Source organism: Acinetobacter amyesii (assembly GCF_023499985.1).
Taxonomy (GTDB): domain Bacteria; phylum Pseudomonadota; class Gammaproteobacteria; order Pseudomonadales; family Moraxellaceae; genus Acinetobacter; species Acinetobacter amyesii.
Genome location: NZ_JAMCOU010000028.1, coordinates 43,199 through 66,883 on the forward strand (window position 1 = coordinate 43,199; position 23,685 = coordinate 66,883).

The window sequence follows — 23,685 nt, forward strand, 5'->3', positions numbered from 1 at the left end:
GCCAAATAATTTTTTTAATCTTGTTCCAATTCTTTCAGAATCAGTTCACGTATTTCATCAGGAAGGCGACGGGGTTTCATCTCTGCACTGATACATGCCAATTCTACCTCACCTGATGCCAGCATAATATCACCACGATAAATATTTTGTTGCAACACAAATGACGTAGCCTTACACGAAACTACACTTGCTGTAACAGTAATCAGGTCATCCATTAATATAGGACGTGAATATTTCACATTAATTTTATGAACGACAAAGTTGTAATCTTTTTGATGCCAATAATGGTCTACACCTGAAGCGCGCAGCCATTCTGTGCGGGTACGTTCCATAAAGCGAATATGATTTGCGTGGTAAACAATGCCACCTGCATCTGTATCTTCAATATATACACGAATGTTGAATTCGAATTTATTCGCCATGAGAGTGTTCCGTCTTTATAAAATCTGAAAAATATTGTTCTGCACTTCAGCATAGAATTAGAGCATTTAAAAATGGCGATAATTCAATGATTCGTCAAGTGCTTCAATGACGGGCAGTTTAGCACCGTGAGTCATCAGTCCAATGGCACAAGGTTTCAACTCACGTAAATCTTTAACTTTCGTAGTTGTCATTATTGGTTAAAAAAGAGACTACTTTTAATTTGTTTGTTCATCTAATTTAAATTTTGCATCGACAAAATCCTGTAGATGAGCTGCTAAATATCCCGCAATATGAAAGTGAGTTTCTTCCATTTTCTTTTTCTGTTGCTTTGGGAGTAATGCCTTTAAAGATTCATACATATACGTTAAGCAGCAAAAGCCAAGGCCAATAACTAACATAAGTAAAAGTTTATTAGCTAGATCTATCCAGAAAAACACATAAACGAGTATGACTAAAGCAAAGAATGAGAGGCTGAAATAAAATGTATTAATTTTTGCTGGCTTAAAGTTTTCCTTGACCAAAGCTTGTACGTCGTCGTGATAGTACGTCCCAATAAAAATGAGGGCAGAAGTATAGTTGAAGCTCAGGTTTTTTATACGATATGCAGAAGGCGATTGTTTAATAGCTAAGATATTATCTTCACTTACTTCTATGGTTTCTTTGCTAAGAATGTTTTCACATTCGACAGTGATAAAATAATTGTATTCGGTGTGGAATAAGCTTTCAAAATCACTCATTTGTTTTGGACTAAATGAACTGATAGGTTGTTCTCTGGGAATGTGTTCAATGGCACTGTCTAATGGTAGGTTTTGAATGTATTCGCTATTAATTTTGTTAATTATTCTATTCTCAAGATTTATCATTTTAGTTTGCTGTTTGTAGTGGATTGAATTTATTTAAAAATTTAAATAAACATTCAGGGAGAATTTAACTCCCTGAAGTCGTTCAGTGAATAATCGTCTATTTATCTTTCGGCTCTGGTGGTGTCATACCAAACTGTAAATAAGCCATATTGGTGGCAATACGTCCACGTGCAGTACGCATGACATAACCTTGCTGAATGAGGTAAGGCTCGATCACATCTTCTAGCGTCCCTGAGTCTTCTGCCATAGCTGCAGCCAAAGCTTCAACACCTGCAGGGCCGCCGTCAAAACGTTCTAATAACATTGAAAGATAACGACGGTCTAAAGTGTCTAAACCATCTTTATCGACATTCAACATATCTAAAGCACGTTGAGCCATTTCTTGGGTCACTTCGCCTGTACCTTTGACTTGGGCATAATCTCGAACACGGCGTAATAAACGGTTGGCAATACGTGGCGTACCACGTGCACGGCGTGCAACTTCTTGAGCACCTTCGGCAGTCATGGGTACATCCATCAAGTTTGCAGATCGAGTCACAATATGCGTTAAGTCTTTGACAGAATAAAACTCTAAGCGTTGTACGATACCGAAACGGTCACGTAAAGGAGAGGTCAGTAGGCCTGCACGAGTCGTCGCTGCCACAAGGGTAAAAGGTGGTAAATCCAGTTTGATCGAACGGGCAGCAGGGCCTTCACCAATCATGATATCCAGTTGGTAATCCTCCATCGCTGGATAGAGAATTTCCTCGATGACCGGTGAAAGTCGATGGATCTCATCAATAAATAATACATCACCTTCTTCAAGGTTGGTCAGCATTGCAGCTAAGTCACCTGCACGTTCAAGAACAGGGCCAGAAGTGGATTTTAGGTTACCACCCATCTCACGGGCAATGATATTGGCCAGTGTAGTTTTACCTAGGCCCGGTGGGCCAAAGATCAGGGTGTGATCCAGCGCTTCTTCACGGCCACGCGCAGCACCGATAAAGATTTCCATTTGCTCACGGACGACAGGCTGCCCGATGTAGTCATCGAGGGATGTTGGGCGAATGGCACGGTCGAAGTGGTCTTCGGGTTTTTCTGAACCACTGATAAGACGGTCTTGCATAATTATTTAACTAATCTCTATATCGTTGTGGAAGAATCATAGCCTCAAAAAGCGATTGAACTTTAAATGCCATTGTATAGGCGATTCTCACTTTTGACTGGGCAAAAGTGACAAAACCCATTTGTTAAACTGATGCTACGTCCTTGTAGCACAGTTTAACGGCGACATCCTTGTCGCCTGCGTGATTCACATACTGTCTATAGCTCTAAAAGGCAAAGGATGCAGTGCTCATTAGAAACTAAAAATTATTTATTCATCGACTTTAATGCAGCACGGATAATGTCGCTGGCTTCAGTATAATCAGCTTTGACGGCATTAATTAGCTTTTGTGCTTCAATTGGCTTGTAACCTAATGATTGCAATGCCGCCTCAGCTTCGGCTACGGCAGAGTTGCCCGTAAATTGAATTTGTTCAACAGTTGAATTCGTTGGTGCCGTACCTGAAGCCATGGCTTTAAAGCGATCACGTAACTCAATCATGAGGCGTTCAGCGGTTTTTTTACCTACACCCGGAACTTTGACTAAAGTGTTTACATCCTCATGTTCAACCGTGTGAATCAGCATTTCAACACTTAATGTTGATAAAATGCCCAGTGCCATTTTAGGGCCTACGCCATTAACTTTTAATAGTGTGCGAAAGATCAGTTTTTCTTGAGCATTGCTAAATCCATACAGCAGTTGTGCATCTTCACGAACAGCCAGATGTGTCCACAGGGTAATTTTTTGACCTTTCTGTAGTTGGCAAAATGTTGAAAGTGGGGTGTCAATTTCATAGCCCACACCATTTACATTGAGTAATACTGTTGGTGCTTCCAATGCCAGCACTTCGCCAATTAAGCATCCGATCATGTCATTTATTCACTTTATTTCAGTTTAGTCTGAGCTATTTGCTCAATTTCAATTTGTTGTGAGATTAGCGTGAAGGATAGTGAATTGCTAGCCTTCGATATTTTAATGGTTTAAAAGAAACCAACTTTATTCCCTTGTAACTCTTGCGCTAAATTATAGGCTTGATGATCTGAAAACTTAGAGATAATATCCAATACTTGCATGATGTTTTCATAATGCAACGGCCCAAAATGTGCTCCTGAACGATGTAAGATAGACATCAATCGTTGCTCTTTAAAGCTCAAAGTTTTATTGGGCGTGGTCAGTGGAATAAAGGCATCCAAAATATTTTGCAAACTTTGGTGTGCAATAATTTCCAAACCTGCCTTATGCGGATGTTCAAAGATTTTATCACGAGCCAGTTCTTTGGCACGGTTAATCCCGATTTCAATATCTTCACTGCAATATTGCAATAAACTGCCTTTAAGTTGGCCAGACAAAATTTCATTATGATGACGTGCAAAAGCTGTCGTCACTTCTTCAACCAAACGCTTCATCACACGGCCACGCAAAGCGGCAATTTTCTGCTGCCATGTGGTATCCGTCATTGCAAGTTCGGCAGGAATACCATAATCACCAATCAGGTCAAGGAAAATTGGCTCAACTTCATTATAACTCAACATATTGAGAATAATGCCATCTTCCAAATCAATCAGGGCATAGCACATATCATCCGCTGCTTCTAATAAATAAGTCAGAGGATGACGGCAATAATGATATTCACCGAGTTGAATTAAGCCGAGTTGTTCTGCAATTTGCTGCAAGATGTCTTTTTCGGCTTGGTAACAGCCAAACTTGGCACGCTTACTGGCAGGCGTATTTCCTTGTGATGCAATGGTTTTGGATAGCCATGGGTACTTTAAGTAAGCCCCTAAGGTTGCGTAAGTTAGGCGCATACCACCATCATTTGGGTGATAGTCAATTTTAGTCAGTAAACGTAAGCCTTGTGCATTACCTTCAAACTGACGAACATCGGCTTCTTCTTCTGGGCTTAAATCTTTTAAAAAGTCTGTATGTGATGCATCATCAAACCATTCGCGAATGGCATATTCACCAGCATGCCCAAAAGGCGGGTTGCCAATATCATGTGCTAAACAAGCGGCTTGAATAATCGCGCCAACATCGGCAGGCGAAATCCACATTGGCAATTCATCTTTAATTTTTTCCGCAGCCAACATGCCGAGTGAACGCCCGATACAAGATACTTCAAGTGAATGCGTAAGTCGGGTGTGAATACCATCGTGTTGAGTTAAAGGATGAACTTGGGTCTTGCGATTAAGCTGTCGAAAACTCTGCGAAAATATGATGCGGTCATAGTCTTTATGAAAAGGGCTACGTGCCTGTTCAGAACTGTGTTTATTGCTACCAATACGAACTGTAGAAAGAAGTTCAAGCCAACGCATTTGAGTCATTTATCATTATTCAATTATTACTTGAATTGAATAATGCCAAACTTAGCAGAAAAGCACTAGTGTGGGGCGACACAACTTGTCTTAAAAGATGTATGAGTGATTTGCCTTAATGAAATGCAAAACAAAACAGAAATTTAAAAAAGGGCTGTTAGTATAGATGAGCAAATTTACCTTTTATCCCATTTTTTAATTTTCAATGAGAATAATTTAAATGTATAGAAAACAATTTCTTCCTACTTTGACTGCACTAAGTTTGGGCGTGACATTTTTTTTGTCAGGTTGTACAAGTTTCAATACAGAAAAAAATACAACGAAAGTGCAGCCAAACCAAAATGTTGCTGCATCAGAAAATAGCATGATGCATCATTTACAAACATTTGAAGAAATTGCGGAACAAAATGGTGGCAATCGTGCAGTAGGTACAGCAGGTGGATTGGCTTCTGCACAATATATTCTTGAACAAGCCAAGAAAGCAGGCTTGCACGCGCAAATGTTGCCATTTGAAAATCGAGAAAAGACCGTTGGGCAAAATATTGTGATTGAGATTGAAGGGCAATCCAAAGATACCGCTGTGATTGTCGGCGCGCACTATGATTCGGTGAAAATGGGGCCGGGGATTAATGATAATGCTTCAGGCGTTGCAGTATTGTTAGCATTATTACAAGACTATGCGAAGCAAAAGGTAAAACCTAAACACACACTATATCTTGCCTTTTGGGATTCGGAAGAGGTTGGTATTGCAGGTTCACAAGCTTTTGTGAAATCACTCAGTGAGAAACAGCTTCAAGGCATTCAAGCCTATATCAATGTTGATATGGTGGGAACAAAGAATCCGAATATCATGATTGCCGATGGTGACCATTCATCAATTGCAGAAATGGCGGCACAGTTTAAAGCCAATGGACTTGCACAAAGTGATTATCAGCCAATCTTAGACAGCATGAGTCAATTACCTAAGCACCCGCAGGATGCTGCATTAGAACAAAGTATGCGTCAATATTTTAAAACCAATAATATGCAGATTAAAGATGATGTAACGACTTTAACAGCAAGCGATACTTTGCCATTTTTAGGGAAAGTTCCCGTTACTTCACTAATTTTATTTAATGAGCAAATGAAAGGTGATGAACTCGAATTTGCACCGTGCTACCACAAGGCTTGCGATACGATTGATGGTGTAGATGTAAACTCACTGAACTTAGCCCTTAATGTAATTCAACATCTATTGTCAGATTTGAATAAATAAAATGTTTCAATTTCAAATGTGAATTGATTTTAGTCTTTATGAATTTCAGGTTTAAATCTCACACATTTAGACCTGAAATTAATTTTCAAATATGATTTGAACGCTTGATTAAAAAGTGAGTTGTTGTTGAAAAATAAAACATTTTTCTAGTTTGAATATTATTCTTAGGATGAAATGAAAAAATCAGATAATTTTGTGTTAATCTGTGCGACTAAATTCAATTTTATTATTTAAAAATAAAAGCATTGTTGCCTAAACTTCCCGATATAAGCACTACAATTTCACTTTCACATCTAGCTGATTTAACTAATACACAGTAGAATATGCGCTCTCTCAAGTCACATTGTGGCATGGTCTTTTCGATCATCCCGTGGAGCCAAAATCAGCATGTTTATCGTTGCCGGTGCACCTGCACATTCTTCATTTAAGAAAACTCAACTATTATCACGTTTAACGTCAATTAGTTCTGTTCAATCAATTGAAAGTCAATGGGTTTACCTTTTTGACCAAGCGCTCAACGAGCAACAACAGCAATCCGCTTTACAGCTTCTCAACGATGGTCAATCTTTTGAATTGCACCAAGCAGCAAGTGACGAAGTCCAAATTTTAGTGACGCCACGTGTTGGAACCATCTCTCCGTGGTCGTCTAAGGCAACAGACATTTTTGCCAACTGTAATACACCGGTTCATCGCCTTGAACGCGGTGTTTTGTTTACTTTGAAGGGCGTAACTGCTGTTTCTGATGAAGTAAAACTAGCATTACATGACCGCATGACCGAAAGTGTTTTCAATGCTATTGAAGATGCTGCGGCACTTTTCTCTGAAACTGAACCAAAGCCTTTAAACTCAATTGATATTTTGGGTCAAGGTAAAGAAGCGTTGGTGAAAGCTAACTCTGAATTTGGTTTTGCGCTTTCTGATGAAGAAATCGATTATTTAACCGATGCATTCACAAAAATGGGTCGCAACCCGCATGACATCGAATTGATGATGTTTGCTCAAGCGAACTCAGAGCATTGCCGTCACAAAATCTTCGGTTCTGAATGGACAATTGATGGTGAAGTTCAACCATTATCATTGTTCCAAATGATTAAAAACACCTATAAAGAATCACCTACAGATGTATTGTCGGCATATAAAGATAACGCTTCTGTAATTGTGGGTTTTGACACACAACGCTTCTATCCAAAGCAAGATGCTGAAACAGGTCACCATGTTTATAAGTACAAGAGCCAAGCTGCTCACATTCTTATGAAAGTGGAAACACATAACCATCCGACAGCGATTGCACCATTTGCTGGTGCAGCAACAGGTTCGGGCGGTGAAATCCGTGACGAAGGCGCAACAGGTCGTGGTGGTAAGCCAAAAGCAGGCTTAACAGGTTTTACTGTATCTAACTTGAATATTCCGGGCTTTGAACAGCCTTGGGAAGAAAACTACGGTAAGCCGTCTCGTATGGCATCTCCGCTTCAAATTATGATTGAAGGCCCATTGGGTGGCGCTGCGTTTAACAACGAATTCGGTCGTCCTGCTTTAAATGGTTACTTCCGTACATTTGAGCAAAATGTAAATGGCGACGTAAAAGGCTTCCATAAGCCAATTATGATTGCCGGTGGTTATGGTAACATCCGTCCTGACCATGTAGAAAAAGATGCAATTCAACCAGGCGATTTACTCATCGTACTGGGTGGTCCTGCAATGCTCATCGGCTTAGGTGGCGGTGCAGCGTCTTCTGTAGACAGCGGTAAGTTGGGTGAAAACCTAGACTTCGCATCTGTACAGCGTGAAAACCCAGAAATGGAACGCCGTTGCCAAGAAGTGATTGATGCTTGCTGGCGCATGGAAGATCATAACCCAATCGTGTCTGTACATGACGTAGGCGCGGGCGGTATCTCAAATGCAATGCCTGAACTTGTGAACGATCACGAGTTAGGTGCGGTACTTGATCTGCGTAAAATTCCATCGCTTGAAAAAGGCATGTCTCCGATGGAAATCTGGTCGAATGAAGCGCAAGAACGCTATGTATTGGCAATCCGTCCATCATCTTTAGAACTCTTTGAATCACTATGTGCACGTGAACGCTGTCCATTCGCCGTACTAGGTGAAGCGACTGAAGCGCGTCATTTGACTGTTGAAGATCCATTATTTGAAAACAAAGCTGTGGATATGCCAATGCAAGTGATGCTTGGCGGTACACCACGCATGAGCCGTTCATACGAAACCATTGAGCGTAAAGGCGATGACTTCACTGCTGAAACAGTAACAGATTTGAAAGATGCGATTTACCGCGTTCTTAAGAATCCAACTGTTGCATCTAAATCGTTCCTCATCACCATTGGTGACCGTTCGATTACAGGTATGGTTGCACGTGATCAGTTTGTAGGTCGTTGGCAAGTGCCTGTAGCGGATGCTGCAGTAACAACGACTAGCCTTGTTGGTTATACAGGTGAAGCGATGGCAATGGGTGAGCGTCCACCAGTTGCGTTGTTGAATCCTGCTGCTTCTGCACGTTTATCTGTAGCAGAATCAATTTCAAACATCATGTCTGCAAAAATCGACCAGATCAGTGACATTAAATTGTCTGCTAACTGGATGGCTGCTGCAGGTCAACAAGGTGAAGACCAAGCGCTATTCGAAGGCGTTAAAGCCATCGGTATGGAAATGTGTCCTGCTTTAGGTATCGCAATTCCTGTAGGTAAAGACTCATTGTCTATGCGTACAACTTGGAATGATGACGGTGTTGATAAATCTGTAACATCTCCTATGACAGGCGTGATCACAGCATTTGCACCTGTGACGGATGTTCGCAAAACATTGACACCTGAACTTAAAAATATCGAGTCTGTACTTGTACGTATCGATCTTTCTAAAGGTCAATTCCGCCTTGGCGGTTCGATCCTTGCTCAGGTTTATAAAGCAATTGGTTCTGTAACACCTGATGTAGACAGTTTTGATGACTTCAAAGCATTCTTTGCATTGGTTCAAGACTGGAACAGCCGCGATCTAATCAAGGCTTACCATGACATCGGTGATGGCGGCCTATTGGCGACTGTTGCAGAAATGATGTTCGCTTCACGCCTAGGTGTAGCACTTGAAGATCAATCTACTGCAAGCTTGTTTGCAGAAGAAATTGGTGCAGTGCTTCAAATCAGCAAAGCAGATTGGGCTGCCTTAGAAGCTGAAGTTGCAGCGTCTAGCCTTAAAGATGCAATTGCAGTGGTAGGTACTGTAAATGATACAGATACTTTAACTGTAAATGGTTTGAGCTTAGACCGTGCTGAATTACAGCAAGCATGGACTGAAGTGTCACATCAAATCCAACGTCTACGTGACAACGTAGAAACTGCGGATCAAGAATATGCGTTAATCGCTGACAAATCACATGCAGGTTTAATTGCAAAACCAACATTTGATTTGAACGAGCCTATCGAAGCACCGTACATCAATGAACGCCGTCCAAACATGGTGATTCTGCGTGAACAGGGTGTAAACGGTCATGTAGAAATGGCTGCTGCATTCGATAAAGTCGGCTTCAACACTGTAGATGTACACATGAGCGACTTGCTTGCTGGCCGTATCAGTCTTGATGACTTTGAAGGTTTAGTCGCGTGTGGCGGTTTCTCTTACGGTGACGTATTGGGCGCAGGCGGCGGTTGGGCTAAATCTGTATTGTTCAATCCTAAACTTCGTGACCAATTTGAGAAATTCTTCAACCGTGATGAAACTTTCTCTCTAGGTATTTGTAACGGCTGTCAAATGTTGTCTCAGCTTGCACCATTAATTCCAGGTGCAGACGCTTGGCCTCGTTTCCACCGCAATACTTCAGAGATGTTTGAAGCTCGTGCTGTAAACGTACGCGTTGAAAAATCAAATTCTGTATTGTTAGAAGGTATGGAAGGTTCGATTCTTCCTATCGCTGTAGCACATGGTGAAGGTCGTGTGGTTACAAGCGCAGAAAACATTGCAGCATTGAATGCTGGCGATCAAGTGATCTTGCGTTATGTAGATAGTCAAGGCAACCCAACGCAGCATTACCCAATGAACCCGAATGGTTCGCCAGAAGCGATTTCAGGTGTAACGTCTAAAGACGGTCGTGCAACGATTATGATGCCGCACCCTGAACGTAACTTCCGTGCGATTCAGCATTCTTGGAAACCAGAAGATTGGGATCAAGACGGTGCTTGGTTACGTATGTTCCGTAATGCACGTAAATTTATTGGTTAATCTTAGATAGATGAATAATAGAAAAGAGCCGCCTTCGGGTGGCTTTTTTTATGTTTAAAATTTACCAAAAGATATATTAATTATTGTGAATGCTTATTTTTACACATATAATCGCTTTCGATTTTTAACCACCTGCGGGTGGTTTTTTGTTGGTTTTAAATTTTTATTTCTCCCACTGAACTTGGTTTAGATTTTGCTTTTATATTTGTGGAAACATGCTAGTGTGTAATTTATGCACAATAACTATGCAAGATTAAAGACTAGCAAGATAAAAGAAAGATGGATAAGTAAACGAGTTCAGTATCAACACTCATGATGAGGTGATGACATGATTAAAATAGTAGAATATTCGGCAGTGGATAAGTCTGCGCTGCGTAAAAAGGGTTGGAAGCTTTTTGGTGCAGTCGTGTGTTTGCAGTTGGTGTTTTTATTTTTTGGTTATGCGTTGCAGATGTAATATTTGAACAATTGAAACCGCCGTGAGGCGGTTTTTTATGTAAACTAATGCATAATTAAAAAACTGCAAAAATTAATAATGAGCTTTAAACAATTTGTATTATTAAAAGATATAAAAATATTTTTACTTTTAGGCTTTATGTTTCCGTCAACATTGTTAAGTGGGTGCTTTCCTATTTTAAAAACGAAGCATCCGAAAATTAATATAACTGTTATCAATGATCAAAATGAAAAGTTGGACGATGCAGAAGTATTTTTAAATCTTACAACATGGCAAGGCAAGTCTTTTACTGAATCTACATTAAAAAAAACACAGGACGGAATTGCTACATTTTCTGCAGAGAAAAGTTTGCAATTTATTCATATATTTCCAGCAAAATATAGTTGGTCGATTTGCGTTTATAAAAATGGATATAGTCAAAATAGTTTTGTGCCAAAAAGTTCAAATAATCGAACACAAAATTTAGTATTGTTGTTAGATAAAGCTGAAATAGGTGTAGAAAAAAAACAACATTGTTGGAAAGAAAAATCCTAAAATATTGAATTAATAAAACCACCCGAAGGTGGTTTTTTTGATTAAACAGCCAATTGAATCTGTTTTAACACCGCCTTCAACGTATTTTCAAAATCAAAAGCAGTATTGGTACTGTCTTGGTATCGCCAAGCCACATAACCATCTGGACGAACTAAGACAGTGCCTGATTCATGAATTTCAGATTTAGCATTCCACGTACCGTACACATCACGGTATTCACGGGAACCAATTTGAATCACATCTAAATAAGGTAGATTCAACGATTCAGCAGCAGATTTCCAACCTTTTCCTGAAAGACCTGTCAGTAGGGTGAAACGACCATGCCCTGTAATATCTAAAGTTGATTGCTTATCGCCTTTGGCATCAATAATCCAAGTATGTGGAACTTTAGCCCCTGGACGCGTGGTTGCTTGCAAGTAAAGCTGTTGATCTTTGGCAAAGATCTCAGGCTCAGATTCAGCAATTATGGCATTGGATGTATAGCGCTGATTCAACTCTACACCTTGAGCATTAAATTCAAAGTTTTTAATTTCTAAGGCTTGATATAGCTTTTGACGAATTTCTGCAGCTTGTTCATCTTTCGCAAAAATACGTTGCATCATTTGAGCTTGAGTTGTGATGCCTTGGTCAAAACCAAATACCTCTTTGAGATGCTTATAGTCAAAGCGAGATTGATTGGCACGCGCCACGATTTGCTTGCCAACAGGCGCACGCTCTAATGTATAAGAATCAAGTAGAGTAGGAGCAGCCCAACCTTTAATGGCATATGCCAATTTCCAACCGAGGTTAAAAGCATCTTGCATACAGGTATTTGAACCTAAGCCACTTGATGGTGGATGACGATGTACCGCATCACCGCCGCAGAATACACGACCTTTCGAGTATTCAGTTGCCCATGTTTGGTTCACATACCAATAAGATAGTTTTTGAATCTCGACATTTTCAACTTCAGCACCGACAAAGGCATTTAGACGCGCACGAACTTGTTCTTCGGTGACTTGTGGTTCGCCCTTGGAAATATCAAAGCCCCAACCCATAATCCATTCATTCCAAGGTGTAATGGCACGGAGTAAGCCCATACCCAGATCACCAAAGCTGGCTTCAGGGTTAACAATCCATTGCAAAATAGCAGGGCGGTGTTGCACATATTTGGAAAGATCAGCTTTAAAGGTTACATAGACTGTACCTGCACGAGACATCACCCCTTCAAGGGGTAAATCAAGCTGTTCAAGGACTCTGGATTTTGCCCCATCCATACCGACCAAATATTTGGCACGTAAGCTGAATTCAGTATTTGTAATACGATTTAAAAAGGTTGCTGTTACGCCATGTTCATCTTGTATATGTGATAAATATTCAGTATTAAAATTATAAATCGCACCACGTTCAGCCGCATTTTTTACCAACAAAGCTTCCATTTTCGGCTGAATGAGATCGACCAATGGACAAGGACTGCCTTTAATATAATCGCCATGACGTTCATCACCGGTTCCCCAAGCACTCATACGGGCAATTTCTTCACCGACAAGGCTCGTGGTAATGAGGCTTTCACCCATCTGTTCCCAAGGTGTGGCAATGTCGAGAACTTGTTCTTCGATACCTAAGTCACGTAACATTTCCATCGCACGTTGGTTGGTAATATGGGCACGAGGACTATTGGCTAACCAATTAAATTGGGTAAAAAGCTGAACCTGAATGCCGTAATTTGCCAAGGCCAAACCTAAAGTAGAACCTGCAGGCCCTGTGCCAATAATCAGAACATCGGTATCGTATTGCTGTGTCATACAAAACTCCATGTGTATGTGAAGCGCAAACTTGGAATAGTCCGCAGTCTAGGCAAATGATTTTCCGAGTAGAATGGATATTCATATAAACTATAGATCTATTGGTATTTTGACTGCATGACACAGGTGATGTAGTGAGTGTGTGGAGTGAAGCGAATGGAATTACGACATTTACGTTATTTTGTGACGGTGGCGAAAGAACAGAGTTTCACTAAGGCAGCGGAAAAACTATTTACGGCACAACCATCGCTCAGTCAGCAAATTAAAGACTTAGAGCAAGAGGTTGGGGTGCAATTATTTGAACGTTCTGCCCGAAAAGTCTTGCTGACCGATGAGGGGCAGGCTTTTCTGAAATATGCAGAGCAAGCACTAGAAAATGCCAAACAAGCTGTAGCTGCAGCTCGCCACGTGGCGCAAGCCAAAAATAATCAAATACATATTGGCTTTTTAAATGTCGCAGAATTGAAAATTATGCCGAGTATTTTGGCGCAATTAAAACAACATATCCCTGATTTAAAAATTCATTTACATAGCTTGACGTGTACAGAGCAGATTCAAAAACTAAAAAATACTGAATTGGATATTAGTTTTACGCGATATCACTTAAGTCATGACGACTTTACCAATATTCAGGTTTTAAATGAGCAGATCTATCTAGTCGGTGCAGCGCATCTGCATCCATCAGATCGAATCTTAAAACTTCAAGAGTTAAAAAATCACACCATTATTATGTGTGAACAAAATGCTTCTCCTGTTTTTTACGATACCTTAAATGCCTTGATTCCTTTGGATCAGCATCAACATGATCATATGCTGTGGGTAACAAATGTCATGCAGCATTTAAATTTGATTAATATGGGCATGGGCCTGAGTTTTGTGCCCGAATATTTACTCAAATTTTTAAATGATTCGGTCAAAGTCATTCAAACAGATGTGGAATTACCGAAACTAGGTTTATATGCAACCTATCCGCATGCATCGAATAATGTTGCATTGAAAATGATTTACAGTGCTTTAAATAATGTAACTGCACAATAGCGTCTGGAATAACCAATGTTAAAACTGATTTATTATGTACCTGAGTCTCACTTAGAGTCGACTAAACTGGCCGTATTTGAAGCAGGAGCAGGTGGTATAGGAAACTATGAACACTGTGCTTGGCAAGTTTTAGGGAAGGGGCAATTTAAACCTGTAAAAGGTGCAAATCCATTTATTGGTGAGTTGGAGCAGCTAGAGTCTATCCCTGAATGGCGAGTGGAAATGATTGTACCTGAAGAGAAGGCGAGTGAGGTCGCAAGGGCTTTAAAAGTAAGTCATCCTTATGAAGAGCCAGCATTTGAGTTCATTCAAATGGTGGATGTAAGTTTTTAATTCATAATGAAAGTTCCCTCTCCTTTTAAAGGAGAGGGTTAGGGAGAGGATTTATCAGATTATGCCCCTCATCCTCTTACGAAGAATGCTCCTCTTCCCGAAGGGAGACGGGACTTACCTAATATTTAAAGTTATGCAGTCGATTGCGGTTGTGACTATTCTTTTGAAAGCAAATTATATTTTCTGAATAAACAGCTCACGGTCAAAACGATACTGCGGGAAGAATACACCATCTTTAGCCCGTTCACCTGCACCAATCACCATCACTGGGTATTGCTGGGCATTTAATCCTAAAATCTTCTTCACCAAAGGTTCATCAAAACCTTCCATCATACAACTGTCAAAACCATAGGCACGTAAAGCCAAAACTAAGTTTTCACAAGCCAATGCTGTGGTTTTGCTCGCCCAAAGTTTTGCATCTGCTTCATTAAAAGCTGTTACAGGCAATTGTTTATCCAGTGTACGTGCAACTTTGAAAGCAACTTTCTTAAAGTTACCTAGGGCGTTGAAGTAACCAGTTTTATAGTTATAAGGAATAAACTTGTAATACTTCTGTACCGCTGCGGGTGCTTCAGGAAATGGAAATTCAGAAATATTCCGTTTTGCCATTTCATCTACACGGTCGGTACGCGCGACACAGACAATCAATTCAGCAGCAGTTTTTGCAGCTAGTTGCCCTAAGCAAGCTTTCACCAATTGTTTTTTCTTTGCAGGGTTCTGAACGACATAGAATGTCCACGGTTGTAAATTCGATGAATTCGGTGCAAGCAAGGCGAGGTCTAAGCATTCATCTAAAACGTCGTTTGGAATGGCCTTGTCGGTAAACTTACGTACAGAACGACGGCTTTGTACAACTTTTTTAAAATTCTCGATATCGATGCCTTCAGGCGCAGGCTCGTAGTAGCGTTTCTTTTCAGGTTTAGTTTCAGTTTGTGATACTGCGGTCATGTGGAAACATCCAGTTTTTTAATTTAGAAAATAGATTGGGGCTGAGATGAAAAAAACCACCCAAATATGAGTGGTTTTTTAGTTACATTAAAACATTAATTGAACTGAGAGAAGTCAGATTTGCGTTTTTGCATAAAGGCGGCAACAGCTTCCATCATTTCTGGAGAGCCTACACGATCCATGAAAATCTCAGCTTCATGATCAATCCATGCCACGATTTCATCTACATTATGTTTCATTAATGCTTTTGATTGAACCAAAGACGCTAGTGGAAGTGCAGATAACTGTGCTGCTTTTTTCGCAGCTGTCGCATAAGCATCTTCTTCAATGCTATTGACCAAATTTGCTGAAAGCGCTGTCGCACTATCAAACTTCTGAGCAGTTAACAGTAATTCCGCCGCTTTATGGTAGCCGGCTTGTTGAACCAATAGCTTGCTCGATGCACCTTCAGGCGATAGACCAAGGCTCACAAACGGAATTTGGAATAGGGCAGTATTGTCGCTGTAGACAAGATCGCAATGAAGCAGAATCGTAACACCAATCCCAATGGCAACACCGCGAACCGCAGCAATCAGCGGCTTAGAAAATTGAGCAGCAGATTTTAACAAAATAAAAGGTGCGCCTTCTGAAGCTGGAGCTTGTCCTTTTTGAGCAGCAGATTTCATAAAATCTTGCATGTCATTGCCCGCACTGAAGTCTGCATCTTGACCACGGAGTACTACTACACGCACTGAAGTATCTTGATCAGCTTCATCTAATGCTTTTGCAATCCACAGATATAATTCTGTATACAGCGCATTCTTCGCCTGAGGTCGGTTAATGGCTAAGGTCAGTACGCCATTGTCCAAATTCGCATTCAAATGTTCATGGGGTTGTTGAATACAGCTCAGTGTCATCGTACTATCCTTGCGTAAAAGTTTCGTTTTGATTTTATGCTCGACATTATGTCGCATATTTCAGCCTGTGGCACAACTGCTCAGTTCATAAAAAGTTTGATTTGATATGAAATATACATTTGATTATTTGGTTTTCATTGGGCGTTTTCAGCCGTTCCATTTAGCACATCTGCAAACCATTAAAATTGCCTTGCAACAAAGTCAATATGTGCTTCTGGCGCTTGGTTCGGCGCAAAATGAACGTAATATCAAAAATCCATTTTTGGCTGTAGAACGTGAGCAGATGATCTTGTCGAATTTTTCAGAGCAAGATCAGAAGCGAATCAAGTTTGTGCATGTGATTGATGTATATAACGATGAAAAATGGCAAAAGTTAGTCAAATCTTTGGTAGATGATGTAGTTGAAACGAATGCAAAAGTCGGTTTGATTGGACATTTTAAAGATGATTCTTCTTATTATTTAAAATTCTTCCCCGAGTGGGAAATGGTTGAGCTGGAAAGTCTAGAAGGGGCGATTTCTGCGACACCAGTACGTGAAGCGTATTTTCGTGGTGAAATTGAACGAGATGCCTTTCCTCAAGGTACCATTGATTTTTTGCAAAAATTTCAACAGACAGACATTTATAAACAACTTCAACACAAATTTATGACTCAGGATAAAACAAATCTGCTATAAAAAAAACGCTAAAATTTCTAGCACCACAATGGAGTAAAAAAATAAACATTGTAGTGCTTTTTGGCTGTGTTTTATTCAGGAGAAAAACATGAGTTTGCGTCAGGGAATGTTTGCAAAATATATGGGAGCTTTCGCTTTATCTTGCGTATTTCCCCTACATGCTGCTGAATGGACGCTAACGCCTAATAGTCAGGTCACTTTTGGTATTAAATCTGTGGGGCTGTCTATTGTAGAAGGCCGCTTTAATAAGGTTCAATCGAACCTAAAATTTGATCCTGAAATTCCGCATAAAGGTTCAGCGCATTTAGTGTTAGATGTGGATAGCATCAGTTTTAGTAACCCAAGCTTGAAAGGATTAATCTTGGGCAGTGAATATTTTGATGCCGCTGAATTTAAGCACGTGAAGTTTGTCAGTAAACAAATCGAACCCGTGGCTTATGCCAAGTATATGATTCGAGGGGATCTCACCATTCGTGGCATCACTAAGCCTGTGATCTTCGATACCACACTTGCCCCTAGTCCACAAAATCCAAAAGTGTTGGATGTTCAATCTTTAGCAACCATTAAACGTAGTGATTTTGGTATGCGTAAAGCACTTGGTGGTGTTGGTGAGCAAGTATTGATACAGCTCAAAGGCCAATGGCGGATTGAATAACCCTATTTTGCTGGCTTCAACACATATGATCTTTGGCGTGTTGTAGCATAACAGCAGTTATTTTCTGTAATTGAATTGATTGTTGGTTCCAATGATGCCAATACAAGGCTAAATCAATACTGAGTTCTGTTGAAAGCTCTATCAATTTTCCCGCTGCTAATAAGTCTTTGCTTTGATAGTCGGGTAACCATCCATAGCCCAAGCCCATCGTAATGGCATCAAAAAATGCAGTTGAAGAGGGAATGAAATGATGCGGATATTGTGAAGGATTGAGCCCGAAATTCTTCTGAATCGATTGCGTATGTAGGTCATCTTTCTCATTAAAAATCAGTGCAGGCGCAGCCCTTAAGGCATTTCGCGTCACGCCTTGACCGAACCATCTTTGGATAAAATCAGGGGTTGCTACAAATCGATAATGCATTTCACCCAGATATTCTGCAATGCAGCCCTTCATGGCTTCCGATTCTGTTGTGACACAGGCATTGACTAGTCCTGCTTCTAATAAATGATGTGTTTGTGACTGATCATCGACCTGAAAATGAATCACGATTTTTTCTTCAATTAAGAGATCTTTGAGTAGCGGAAGCAACCATGTCGCAAGTGAGTCTGCATTGGTTGCAATATTGACTTGATAGAAAGCATTCGCCGTTTGTCCTGTTAGATTTTGCAGAAAATTATGTTCTAGTAATTTGCTGTGTTGTAGATAATGCAATAAAGATTGGCCTGCGAGTGTTGGGCGGCAGGGCCGTTCACGCACAATGAGTACATGACCTAATTTCTTTTCTAAGGTTTGCAGCCTGAGCGTGACCGCAGATGCCGTAATGTTTAAACGCAGTGCCGCTTGTTCAAAGCTTCCTGTTTCAGCAACTGCAAGAAAAGCTTCGCTATGTTTGCTTTGTAACATGAGTCACCTATGAGCATTAGAAATTTCACAAACTAAGAAAAACTTAGTTATATTGATATTTATTTATAAATACTTATTTTTAGCAATTAGCTTGGATAATAGCAACATTCATTTAAAGCTTTGAAAGTGTAGTTAAAAATGTTGCACAGTTATATGCAAGGGCTCGCAATTGGATTTAGCCTAATTATCGCGATTGGTGCGCAAAATGCGTTTATTCTCAAGCAGGGGTTAAAAAAGCAGTATGTCTTTTGGCTCTGCGCTATTTGTGCTGCTTCTGATTCGATACTCATCTTGCTAGGTGTGCTCGGATTCTCCCAATTGGTTGAAAGTCATCCGGAAATTGTCAATGGAGCTAAATATTTGGGCGCAACTTTTTTAACAGTTTATGGAGCACAGCATTTTCTGCAAGCCTTCAAAACTTCGAGCAGTTTAGCGCCCAGTGAGAAGAATGAAACCAAACTATTGAAGTTGGTACTAATCTGCTTGGCTTTAACATGGTTAAATCCACATGTATATCTTGATACGGTTGTGCTGATTGGGTCTATTTCCACGAAGTTTGAATCGACCGCAGTATATTTTGCGATTGGGGCAATTACAGCTTCATGGGTATTTTTCTTTGTCCTCGGTTTTGGTGCGCGCTATTTATTACCGCTTTTCCAAAGTGCAAAGGCATGGAAAGTTTTAGACTTTATTATTGGCGTTGTGATGTGGGGAATTGCAGCCTCATTATTGCTCTAGTTAGAAGCTTCTTATTAAGTTTGAGCCCATTCCTAAAGGAGCGGGCTCAAATCATTACTGTTATGCTGCTTGTAGTGCTTTTAAATCTTCTAAGACTTGTTCTGCATGGCCTGCAGCTTTGACTTTGCGATATTCTTTTACCAGCTTGCCATGATGGAAAATAAAGGTTGAACGTTCGATACCCATAACCTTTTTGCCATACATATTTTTTTCTTTAATCACGTCAAAATGCTGACATAGCACTTCTTCTTTATCACTGATTAAATCAATGCTTAGATTTTGCTTTTCAGTGAAGTTTTGATGGGCTTTAACCGAGTCACGAGAAATGCCGTAGATTGGGGTATTAAGCGCATCAAACTGATCTTTTAAGCATGAAAACCCAATGGCTTGCGTCGTACAACCCGGTGTTGAATCTTTAGGATAGAAGTAGACGATCAGCCAGTCATCATTTAGTTCTGCAAGGTTGACTTCACCAGTCGTTGTTGGAAAGGTTTGATTTGGTAAGCTAATTTCAGTCATGAAGATTTCCTTTTTCATGTCTTATCCCTAAACGGGCTTAAACAAAGTATGTGAAATATGACCATCATACAGAATTTACTTTGAACTTAAAGCAATAAAAAAGCCTGCAATTGCAGGCTTTTTTAAGACGAAAAATTATTTTTTCGCTTGAGCAGATTTCATTGCTTCTTCAGTTAAATTTTTTAATTTACCTGTTAACTGAGGACCGAAACATGCTTGAAGGTCTTTATTTTGTTTTTGAACAAAAGCGAGTGTTGCAGGGCTTTTCTTCTGGTTGATTGTGCTTTGGATTTCCCATTTTTGAGCATTGGTTAAACGACCATCTGCTTCAACAGCACAAGTACAGTATTTGCTAACTTCAGCGGCAGTTAGTTTTTTACCTTTGCCAGTTTCTTCTTTACAAACATTAATTAACGAAGATTTTACGTTAGTGCTCTTATATGCTTGTTGAAGCTTGTCGTTGTCAGCGTGTGCAACTGAAGCAAACAATGCAGCTGTAGAGAAAGCAGCAGAAAGAATAATGTTTGATTTTAAATTTTTCATAAACCCTACCTTGTTATTTCGGTATGTAACGTGTCGGATCTTCAACACCTGCGTCAACGAAACCTTGTTTACGAAGACGGCAGCTATCGCATTTACCGCAAGCACGACCTTGGTCATCTGCTTGATAGCAAGACACCGTTTGACTGTAGTCTACGCCATGTTCTATACCTAAGCGAATGATATTTGCTTTGGATAAATGTAACAGAGGTGTTTCAAATTTAAGTGGTTTTCCTTCAACGCCAACCTTTGTTGCAAGGCGAGCCATGTTGGCAAATGCTTCGATAAACTCTGGACGACAGTCTGGATAGCCTGAGTAATCAACTGCATTGATACCAATGACAATTGCTTCTGCACCAAAAACTTCCGCCGCAGCTAAAGCATATGACAAGAAAATAGTGTTACGCGCTGGTACATAAGTTACAGGAATACCGGCTTGTTCATGATCAGGAACTTCAATGCTATGGTCAGTTAACGCAGAGCCACCTAAGTTACCTAAATCGATATTAATGACACGATGTTCTACACCAGCCTGCTTAGTTAACTCACGAGCAGCATCCAGTTCTGTCGTAGAACGTTGACCATACATAAAACTTAAGGCAATACATTCATAACGTGCTTGAGCCCAAGCTAAACAAGTGGTTGAGTCTAAGCCGCCAGACAATAAAACTATGGCACGAGGGCGCATATGCATTACTCCAAATAATTCTTTAAAACTTAACGACCAGTTTCATCGTTCCAAAGCAACTTATGTAATTGCAATTGGAAGCGAACAGGGAGATGGTCTTCTAAAATCCATTGTGCTAAATCACGTGCAAGTTGAGGTAAACGAACCGCACCTTTTTCTACTGCGAATGCAGGGGAGAACCAAATGGTGCTAACTTTTTCGTTTAGCTTATAGCGCTCAACTTGCTGTTTTGACCATTCATAGTCTTCACGGTTACAAATCACAAATTTGATTTGGTCGTGTTGAGTTAGATGATCGAAGTTGCTAAGCAAATTTCGTGCAACTTCACCCGAAGTTGGGGTTTTTAAATCCATAACTTTAGAAACACGCGGATCAACTTTAGAGACATCTAAAGCACCGCTGGTTTCTAATGAGACTTCGCAGCCTAAATCGGCCAGACGAGTCATGAGGGGAAGGGCGTTCGGTTGAGCAAGCGGCTCACCACCCGTCACGCAAATATAAGGGGTTTTAAAATCTAAAGTAGTTTGAATAATTTCTTCTAATGATTGGCGTTCACCGCCTTCAAACGAATAGGTTGTATCACAATAAGTGCAACGTAACGGACAGCCCGTTAAGCGGATAAAGACCGTAGGCAAACCTGCGGTATTGGCTTCACCTTGCAATGAATAAAAAATCTCCGTAATACGTAAACCCGCAGACGGATCAGAAACAGGAATAGCGGAAGATCGAAGGGTACTCATAACAAAATTAACCAGATATAAAAAAACAAAAAATCTCTACGATTATTGCTAACCGTAGAGACGAGGAGCGATAGAAGCTCCACGGAACACGAATGCTCCGCTGAAATAAAGACTTAGTCTTCGCGTAATAATTCGTTCAAGCTTGTTTTCGCACGAGTTTTCGCGTCAACTTTTTTCACGATTACTGCAGCATATAGGCTGTATTTGCCGCATTTTGAAGGCAGGCTACCAGAAACCACAACAGAGCCAGCAGGAACACGGCCGTAGTGGATTTCGCCAGTTTCACGGTCATAAATCTTAGTCGATTGACCAATGAATACGCCCATAGAAATCACAGAACCTTCTTCTACGATTACGCCTTCAACGATTTCAGAACGTGCACCGATGAAGCAGTTATCTTCAATAATTGTTGGATTCGCTTGAAGTGGTTCAAGAACGCCACCAATACCAACGCCACCAGATAAGTGAACATTTTTACCAATTTGAGCACATGAACCAACAGTTGCCCATGTATCAACCATTGTACCTTCGTCAACATATGCACCAATATTGACATATGAAGGCATCAATACAACATTTTTTGCTTGGAAAGAACCTTTACGTGCTACAGCAGGTGGTACTACACGTACACCAGCAGCTTTAAATTGTTCTTCAGTCCAGTCAGAGAACTTAGTGTCAACTTTGTCATAGAAGCGTAAGTCACAAGCTTCCATTGGTTTGTTGTCGTTCAATTTGAATGAAAGCAAAACGGCTTTTTTCACCCATTGATGAACAATCCATTCACCATCAATTTTTTCAGCAACACGTAATGTACCGTTATCTAGGCCAGCGATCACTTCTTCTACTGCTGTACGTACTTCAGCAGGACAGTCAGCTGCAGTGAAATTAGCACGGTCTTCAAACGCTTGTTCAATGATTGTTGAAAGCTGAGACATGTTCTTCCATCCAGAAAAAAATTTTCCAAGATTTTACACTAAATCGAGTTAAAAATAGATGGTAAATCGGCCTAGGATCGGAATTAATTATTAAGCAAGTACTAAAACCAAGAAATTAAGAGTGATGAATTTAGCATTTTCATAAGGTTTGTATAAAAAATACGCAAAATATACAGAATTGTTCCTTAACATCATTATTATATTTAAAAAAATGAAACAAAAACTCTTTATTAATCAATATTAAAATCTAAATGTATCAAAAGTTAACAAAAAATCAGTAAATTTGCATAAATGTTGAGCTGTGTTTCCTTTTAACATGTGCCATATAACAAGTCTGTAAAATCTGAATAAAAGTTTATTTTGAGGAGAAACACATGAAATCATTACGTTTATTAACAGTAGCTGCTCTACTTACTGCTGCAGGTACTGCAATGGCAGATACCTCTGTAGTTCATGATGGCTATGCATTTGATCAAAACCAACTTATCCCAACTGGCGCTCGTCTAGAAGTGGGTACGACTGGTTATGGTGGTGCGTTACTTTGGACTGCGAACCCATACGTCGGCCTTGCATTAGGTTATAACGGTGGTGATATTTCATGGTCTGATGATTTATCTGTCGATGGCGTAAAATACGACATGGATATGGATAACAAAGTTGGTTACTTAAATGCAGAAGTTCGTCCTTGGGGTGCAAGTGCTAATCCATGGGCTCAAGGTCTTTATGTTGCTGCGGGTGTAGGTTATATCGACACTGAATATGGTTTGAAATCTACAGCGAAAAGCGGTGAAATCGAAATTGATGGTAAAGAAACTTCTTTCGAACGCCTAAACGGTAAAGTGTCTTACGATAACGATATCGCACCATACCTAGGTTTTGGTTTTGCACCAAAATTAAATAAAAACTGGGGCGTATTCGGTGAAGTAGGTGCTTATTACACTGGTAACCCAACTGCAAAATTAACGGCTGTTGGTGGTACTGCTGCTGACCGCGAATTACTTGCTGACCATGAACGTAGCATCGAACAAGATGACAAATATGAATGGCTTCCAGTAGGTAAAGTAGGTGTGAGCTACCATTGGTAAGTTCTTACTGAAACAAAAAAACGAGCTTCGGCTCGTTTTTTTTGTTTTTAGAAAG

General features: G+C 40.2%; 25 protein-coding genes. 10 read left to right on the forward strand and 15 right to left on the reverse strand.

Going from position 1 to position 23,685, the window contains the following annotated elements; translation table 11 throughout:
- Nucleotides 1-14: 14 nt before the first annotated feature.
- The 6 genes from ybgC to M5F03_RS07315 all read right to left on the reverse strand — a co-directional run bounded on the left by ybgC (nucleotide 15) and on the right by M5F03_RS07315 (nucleotide 4,690).
- Nucleotides 15-422: a tol-pal system-associated acyl-CoA thioesterase gene (gene ybgC, locus M5F03_RS07295; RefSeq protein WP_078190367.1), complete on the reverse strand. Its 408-nt coding sequence runs from the start codon at nucleotides 420-422 to the stop codon at nucleotides 15-17.
- Nucleotides 423-488: 66 nt separating this feature from the next.
- Nucleotides 489-614 (reverse strand): hypothetical protein, encoded by a 126-nt coding sequence (locus tag M5F03_RS16625; protein ID WP_257223222.1) that lies wholly within the window; start codon nucleotides 612-614, stop codon nucleotides 489-491.
- Between the two features lie 24 nt (nucleotides 615-638).
- Nucleotides 639-1,286 carry a hypothetical protein gene (locus M5F03_RS07300; protein ID WP_249707775.1) on the reverse strand — a complete coding sequence of 216 codons (648 nt, stop codon included), beginning with the start codon at nucleotides 1,284-1,286 and terminating at the stop codon, nucleotides 639-641.
- 97 nt (nucleotides 1,287-1,383) lie between these two features.
- A complete protein-coding gene (gene ruvB / locus M5F03_RS07305; protein ID WP_168378058.1) occupies nucleotides 1,384-2,391 on the reverse strand; it encodes a Holliday junction branch migration DNA helicase RuvB in 1,008 nt (335 codons plus the stop codon).
- 245 nt (nucleotides 2,392-2,636) lie between these two features.
- On the reverse strand, nucleotides 2,637-3,239 hold the full coding sequence (ruvA, locus tag M5F03_RS07310; protein WP_180026954.1) for a Holliday junction branch migration protein RuvA: 603 nt from the start codon (nucleotides 3,237-3,239) through the stop codon (nucleotides 2,637-2,639).
- Between the two features lie 110 nt (nucleotides 3,240-3,349).
- Nucleotides 3,350-4,690 (reverse strand): deoxyguanosinetriphosphate triphosphohydrolase, encoded by a 1,341-nt coding sequence (locus M5F03_RS07315; RefSeq protein ID WP_249707776.1) that lies wholly within the window; start codon nucleotides 4,688-4,690, stop codon nucleotides 3,350-3,352.
- A 211-nt stretch (nucleotides 4,691-4,901) separates the two neighbouring features.
- Between M5F03_RS07315 and M5F03_RS07320 the strand changes: the two genes are divergently transcribed.
- The 4 genes from M5F03_RS07320 to M5F03_RS07330 all read left to right on the forward strand — a co-directional run bounded on the left by M5F03_RS07320 (nucleotide 4,902) and on the right by M5F03_RS07330 (nucleotide 11,151).
- The gene (locus M5F03_RS07320) at nucleotides 4,902-5,936 is read left to right on the forward strand and encodes a M20/M25/M40 family metallo-hydrolase (RefSeq protein WP_372491131.1); all 1,035 of its coding nucleotides are present in this window, start codon (nucleotides 4,902-4,904) and stop codon (nucleotides 5,934-5,936) included.
- A 387-nt stretch (nucleotides 5,937-6,323) separates the two neighbouring features.
- On the forward strand, nucleotides 6,324-10,160 hold the full coding sequence (purL, locus tag M5F03_RS07325) for a phosphoribosylformylglycinamidine synthase (protein ID WP_249707777.1): 3,837 nt from the start codon (nucleotides 6,324-6,326) through the stop codon (nucleotides 10,158-10,160).
- Nucleotides 10,161-10,488: 328 nt separating this feature from the next.
- Nucleotides 10,489-10,617 carry a KGW motif small protein gene (locus tag M5F03_RS16630; RefSeq protein WP_283773869.1) on the forward strand — a complete coding sequence of 43 codons (129 nt, stop codon included), beginning with the start codon at nucleotides 10,489-10,491 and terminating at the stop codon, nucleotides 10,615-10,617.
- Nucleotides 10,618-10,695: 78 nt separating this feature from the next.
- Nucleotides 10,696-11,151 carry a hypothetical protein gene (locus M5F03_RS07330; protein ID WP_180023331.1) on the forward strand — a complete coding sequence of 152 codons (456 nt, stop codon included), beginning with the start codon at nucleotides 10,696-10,698 and terminating at the stop codon, nucleotides 11,149-11,151.
- 41 nt (nucleotides 11,152-11,192) lie between these two features.
- Here M5F03_RS07330 and M5F03_RS07335 read toward each other — a convergent pair whose 3' ends face one another.
- Complete coding sequence (locus M5F03_RS07335) at nucleotides 11,193-12,935, reverse strand: FAD-dependent monooxygenase (RefSeq protein ID WP_249707778.1); 1,743 nt, start codon at nucleotides 12,933-12,935, stop codon at nucleotides 11,193-11,195.
- A gap of 156 nt (nucleotides 12,936-13,091) precedes the next feature.
- Here M5F03_RS07335 and M5F03_RS07340 point away from each other — a divergent pair, with 156 nt between their 5' ends.
- On the forward strand, nucleotides 13,092-13,973 hold the full coding sequence (locus tag M5F03_RS07340; RefSeq protein ID WP_249707779.1) for a LysR family transcriptional regulator: 882 nt from the start codon (nucleotides 13,092-13,094) through the stop codon (nucleotides 13,971-13,973).
- A 15-nt stretch (nucleotides 13,974-13,988) separates the two neighbouring features.
- On the forward strand, nucleotides 13,989-14,306 hold the full coding sequence (locus M5F03_RS07345) for a YqfO family protein (RefSeq protein ID WP_249707780.1): 318 nt from the start codon (nucleotides 13,989-13,991) through the stop codon (nucleotides 14,304-14,306).
- 174 nt (nucleotides 14,307-14,480) lie between these two features.
- On the opposite strand, the gene M5F03_RS07350 is transcribed toward M5F03_RS07345, so the two are convergent.
- Nucleotides 14,481-15,254 (reverse strand): nitroreductase family protein, encoded by a 774-nt coding sequence (locus M5F03_RS07350; RefSeq protein WP_180009959.1) that lies wholly within the window; start codon nucleotides 15,252-15,254, stop codon nucleotides 14,481-14,483.
- Nucleotides 15,255-15,349: 95 nt separating this feature from the next.
- Nucleotides 15,350-16,150 (reverse strand): enoyl-CoA hydratase-related protein, encoded by an 801-nt coding sequence (locus M5F03_RS07355; RefSeq protein WP_249707782.1) that lies wholly within the window; start codon nucleotides 16,148-16,150, stop codon nucleotides 15,350-15,352.
- A gap of 106 nt (nucleotides 16,151-16,256) precedes the next feature.
- On the opposite strand from M5F03_RS07355, the gene M5F03_RS07360 reads away from it, so the two are divergent.
- Both M5F03_RS07360 and M5F03_RS07365 read left to right on the forward strand, forming a co-directional pair.
- Nucleotides 16,257-16,826 carry a nicotinate-nicotinamide nucleotide adenylyltransferase gene (locus tag M5F03_RS07360; protein WP_249707785.1) on the forward strand — a complete coding sequence of 190 codons (570 nt, stop codon included), beginning with the start codon at nucleotides 16,257-16,259 and terminating at the stop codon, nucleotides 16,824-16,826.
- 88 nt (nucleotides 16,827-16,914) lie between these two features.
- Nucleotides 16,915-17,481, forward strand: a complete 567-nt coding sequence (locus tag M5F03_RS07365; RefSeq protein WP_249707787.1) for a YceI family protein — start codon at nucleotides 16,915-16,917, stop codon at nucleotides 17,479-17,481.
- Between the two features lie 16 nt (nucleotides 17,482-17,497).
- Here M5F03_RS07365 and M5F03_RS07370 read toward each other — a convergent pair whose 3' ends face one another.
- Nucleotides 17,498-18,385 (reverse strand): LysR family transcriptional regulator ArgP, encoded by an 888-nt coding sequence (locus M5F03_RS07370; RefSeq protein WP_078192026.1) that lies wholly within the window; start codon nucleotides 18,383-18,385, stop codon nucleotides 17,498-17,500.
- Nucleotides 18,386-18,523: 138 nt separating this feature from the next.
- On the opposite strand from M5F03_RS07370, the gene M5F03_RS07375 reads away from it, so the two are divergent.
- Nucleotides 18,524-19,123 (forward strand): LysE/ArgO family amino acid transporter, encoded by a 600-nt coding sequence (locus M5F03_RS07375; RefSeq protein WP_249707788.1) that lies wholly within the window; start codon nucleotides 18,524-18,526, stop codon nucleotides 19,121-19,123.
- 60 nt (nucleotides 19,124-19,183) lie between these two features.
- Here the strand turns inward: M5F03_RS07375 and M5F03_RS07380 are convergent, their stop codons facing one another.
- The 5 genes from M5F03_RS07380 to dapD form a co-directional block, all read right to left on the reverse strand.
- Entirely contained in the window at nucleotides 19,184-19,642 is a 459-nt protein-coding gene (locus tag M5F03_RS07380) for a peroxiredoxin (protein WP_249707931.1), read from the reverse strand.
- A 135-nt stretch (nucleotides 19,643-19,777) separates the two neighbouring features.
- Entirely contained in the window at nucleotides 19,778-20,185 is a 408-nt protein-coding gene (locus M5F03_RS07385; RefSeq protein WP_249707789.1) for a hypothetical protein, read from the reverse strand.
- A 13-nt stretch (nucleotides 20,186-20,198) separates the two neighbouring features.
- Complete coding sequence (gene queC, locus M5F03_RS07390) at nucleotides 20,199-20,870, reverse strand: 7-cyano-7-deazaguanine synthase QueC (RefSeq protein ID WP_078190349.1); 672 nt, start codon at nucleotides 20,868-20,870, stop codon at nucleotides 20,199-20,201.
- A gap of 29 nt (nucleotides 20,871-20,899) precedes the next feature.
- Complete coding sequence (gene queE, locus M5F03_RS07395; RefSeq protein WP_180023340.1) at nucleotides 20,900-21,610, reverse strand: 7-carboxy-7-deazaguanine synthase QueE; 711 nt, start codon at nucleotides 21,608-21,610, stop codon at nucleotides 20,900-20,902.
- A 113-nt stretch (nucleotides 21,611-21,723) separates the two neighbouring features.
- Nucleotides 21,724-22,545 carry a 2,3,4,5-tetrahydropyridine-2,6-dicarboxylate N-succinyltransferase gene (gene dapD, locus M5F03_RS07400; protein WP_078192022.1) on the reverse strand — a complete coding sequence of 274 codons (822 nt, stop codon included), beginning with the start codon at nucleotides 22,543-22,545 and terminating at the stop codon, nucleotides 21,724-21,726.
- Nucleotides 22,546-22,919: 374 nt separating this feature from the next.
- On the opposite strand from dapD, the gene carO reads away from it, so the two are divergent.
- Complete coding sequence (gene carO, locus M5F03_RS07405; protein ID WP_180023341.1) at nucleotides 22,920-23,630, forward strand: ornithine uptake porin CarO; 711 nt, start codon at nucleotides 22,920-22,922, stop codon at nucleotides 23,628-23,630.
- The last annotated feature ends 55 nt before the right edge of the window (nucleotides 23,631-23,685 follow it).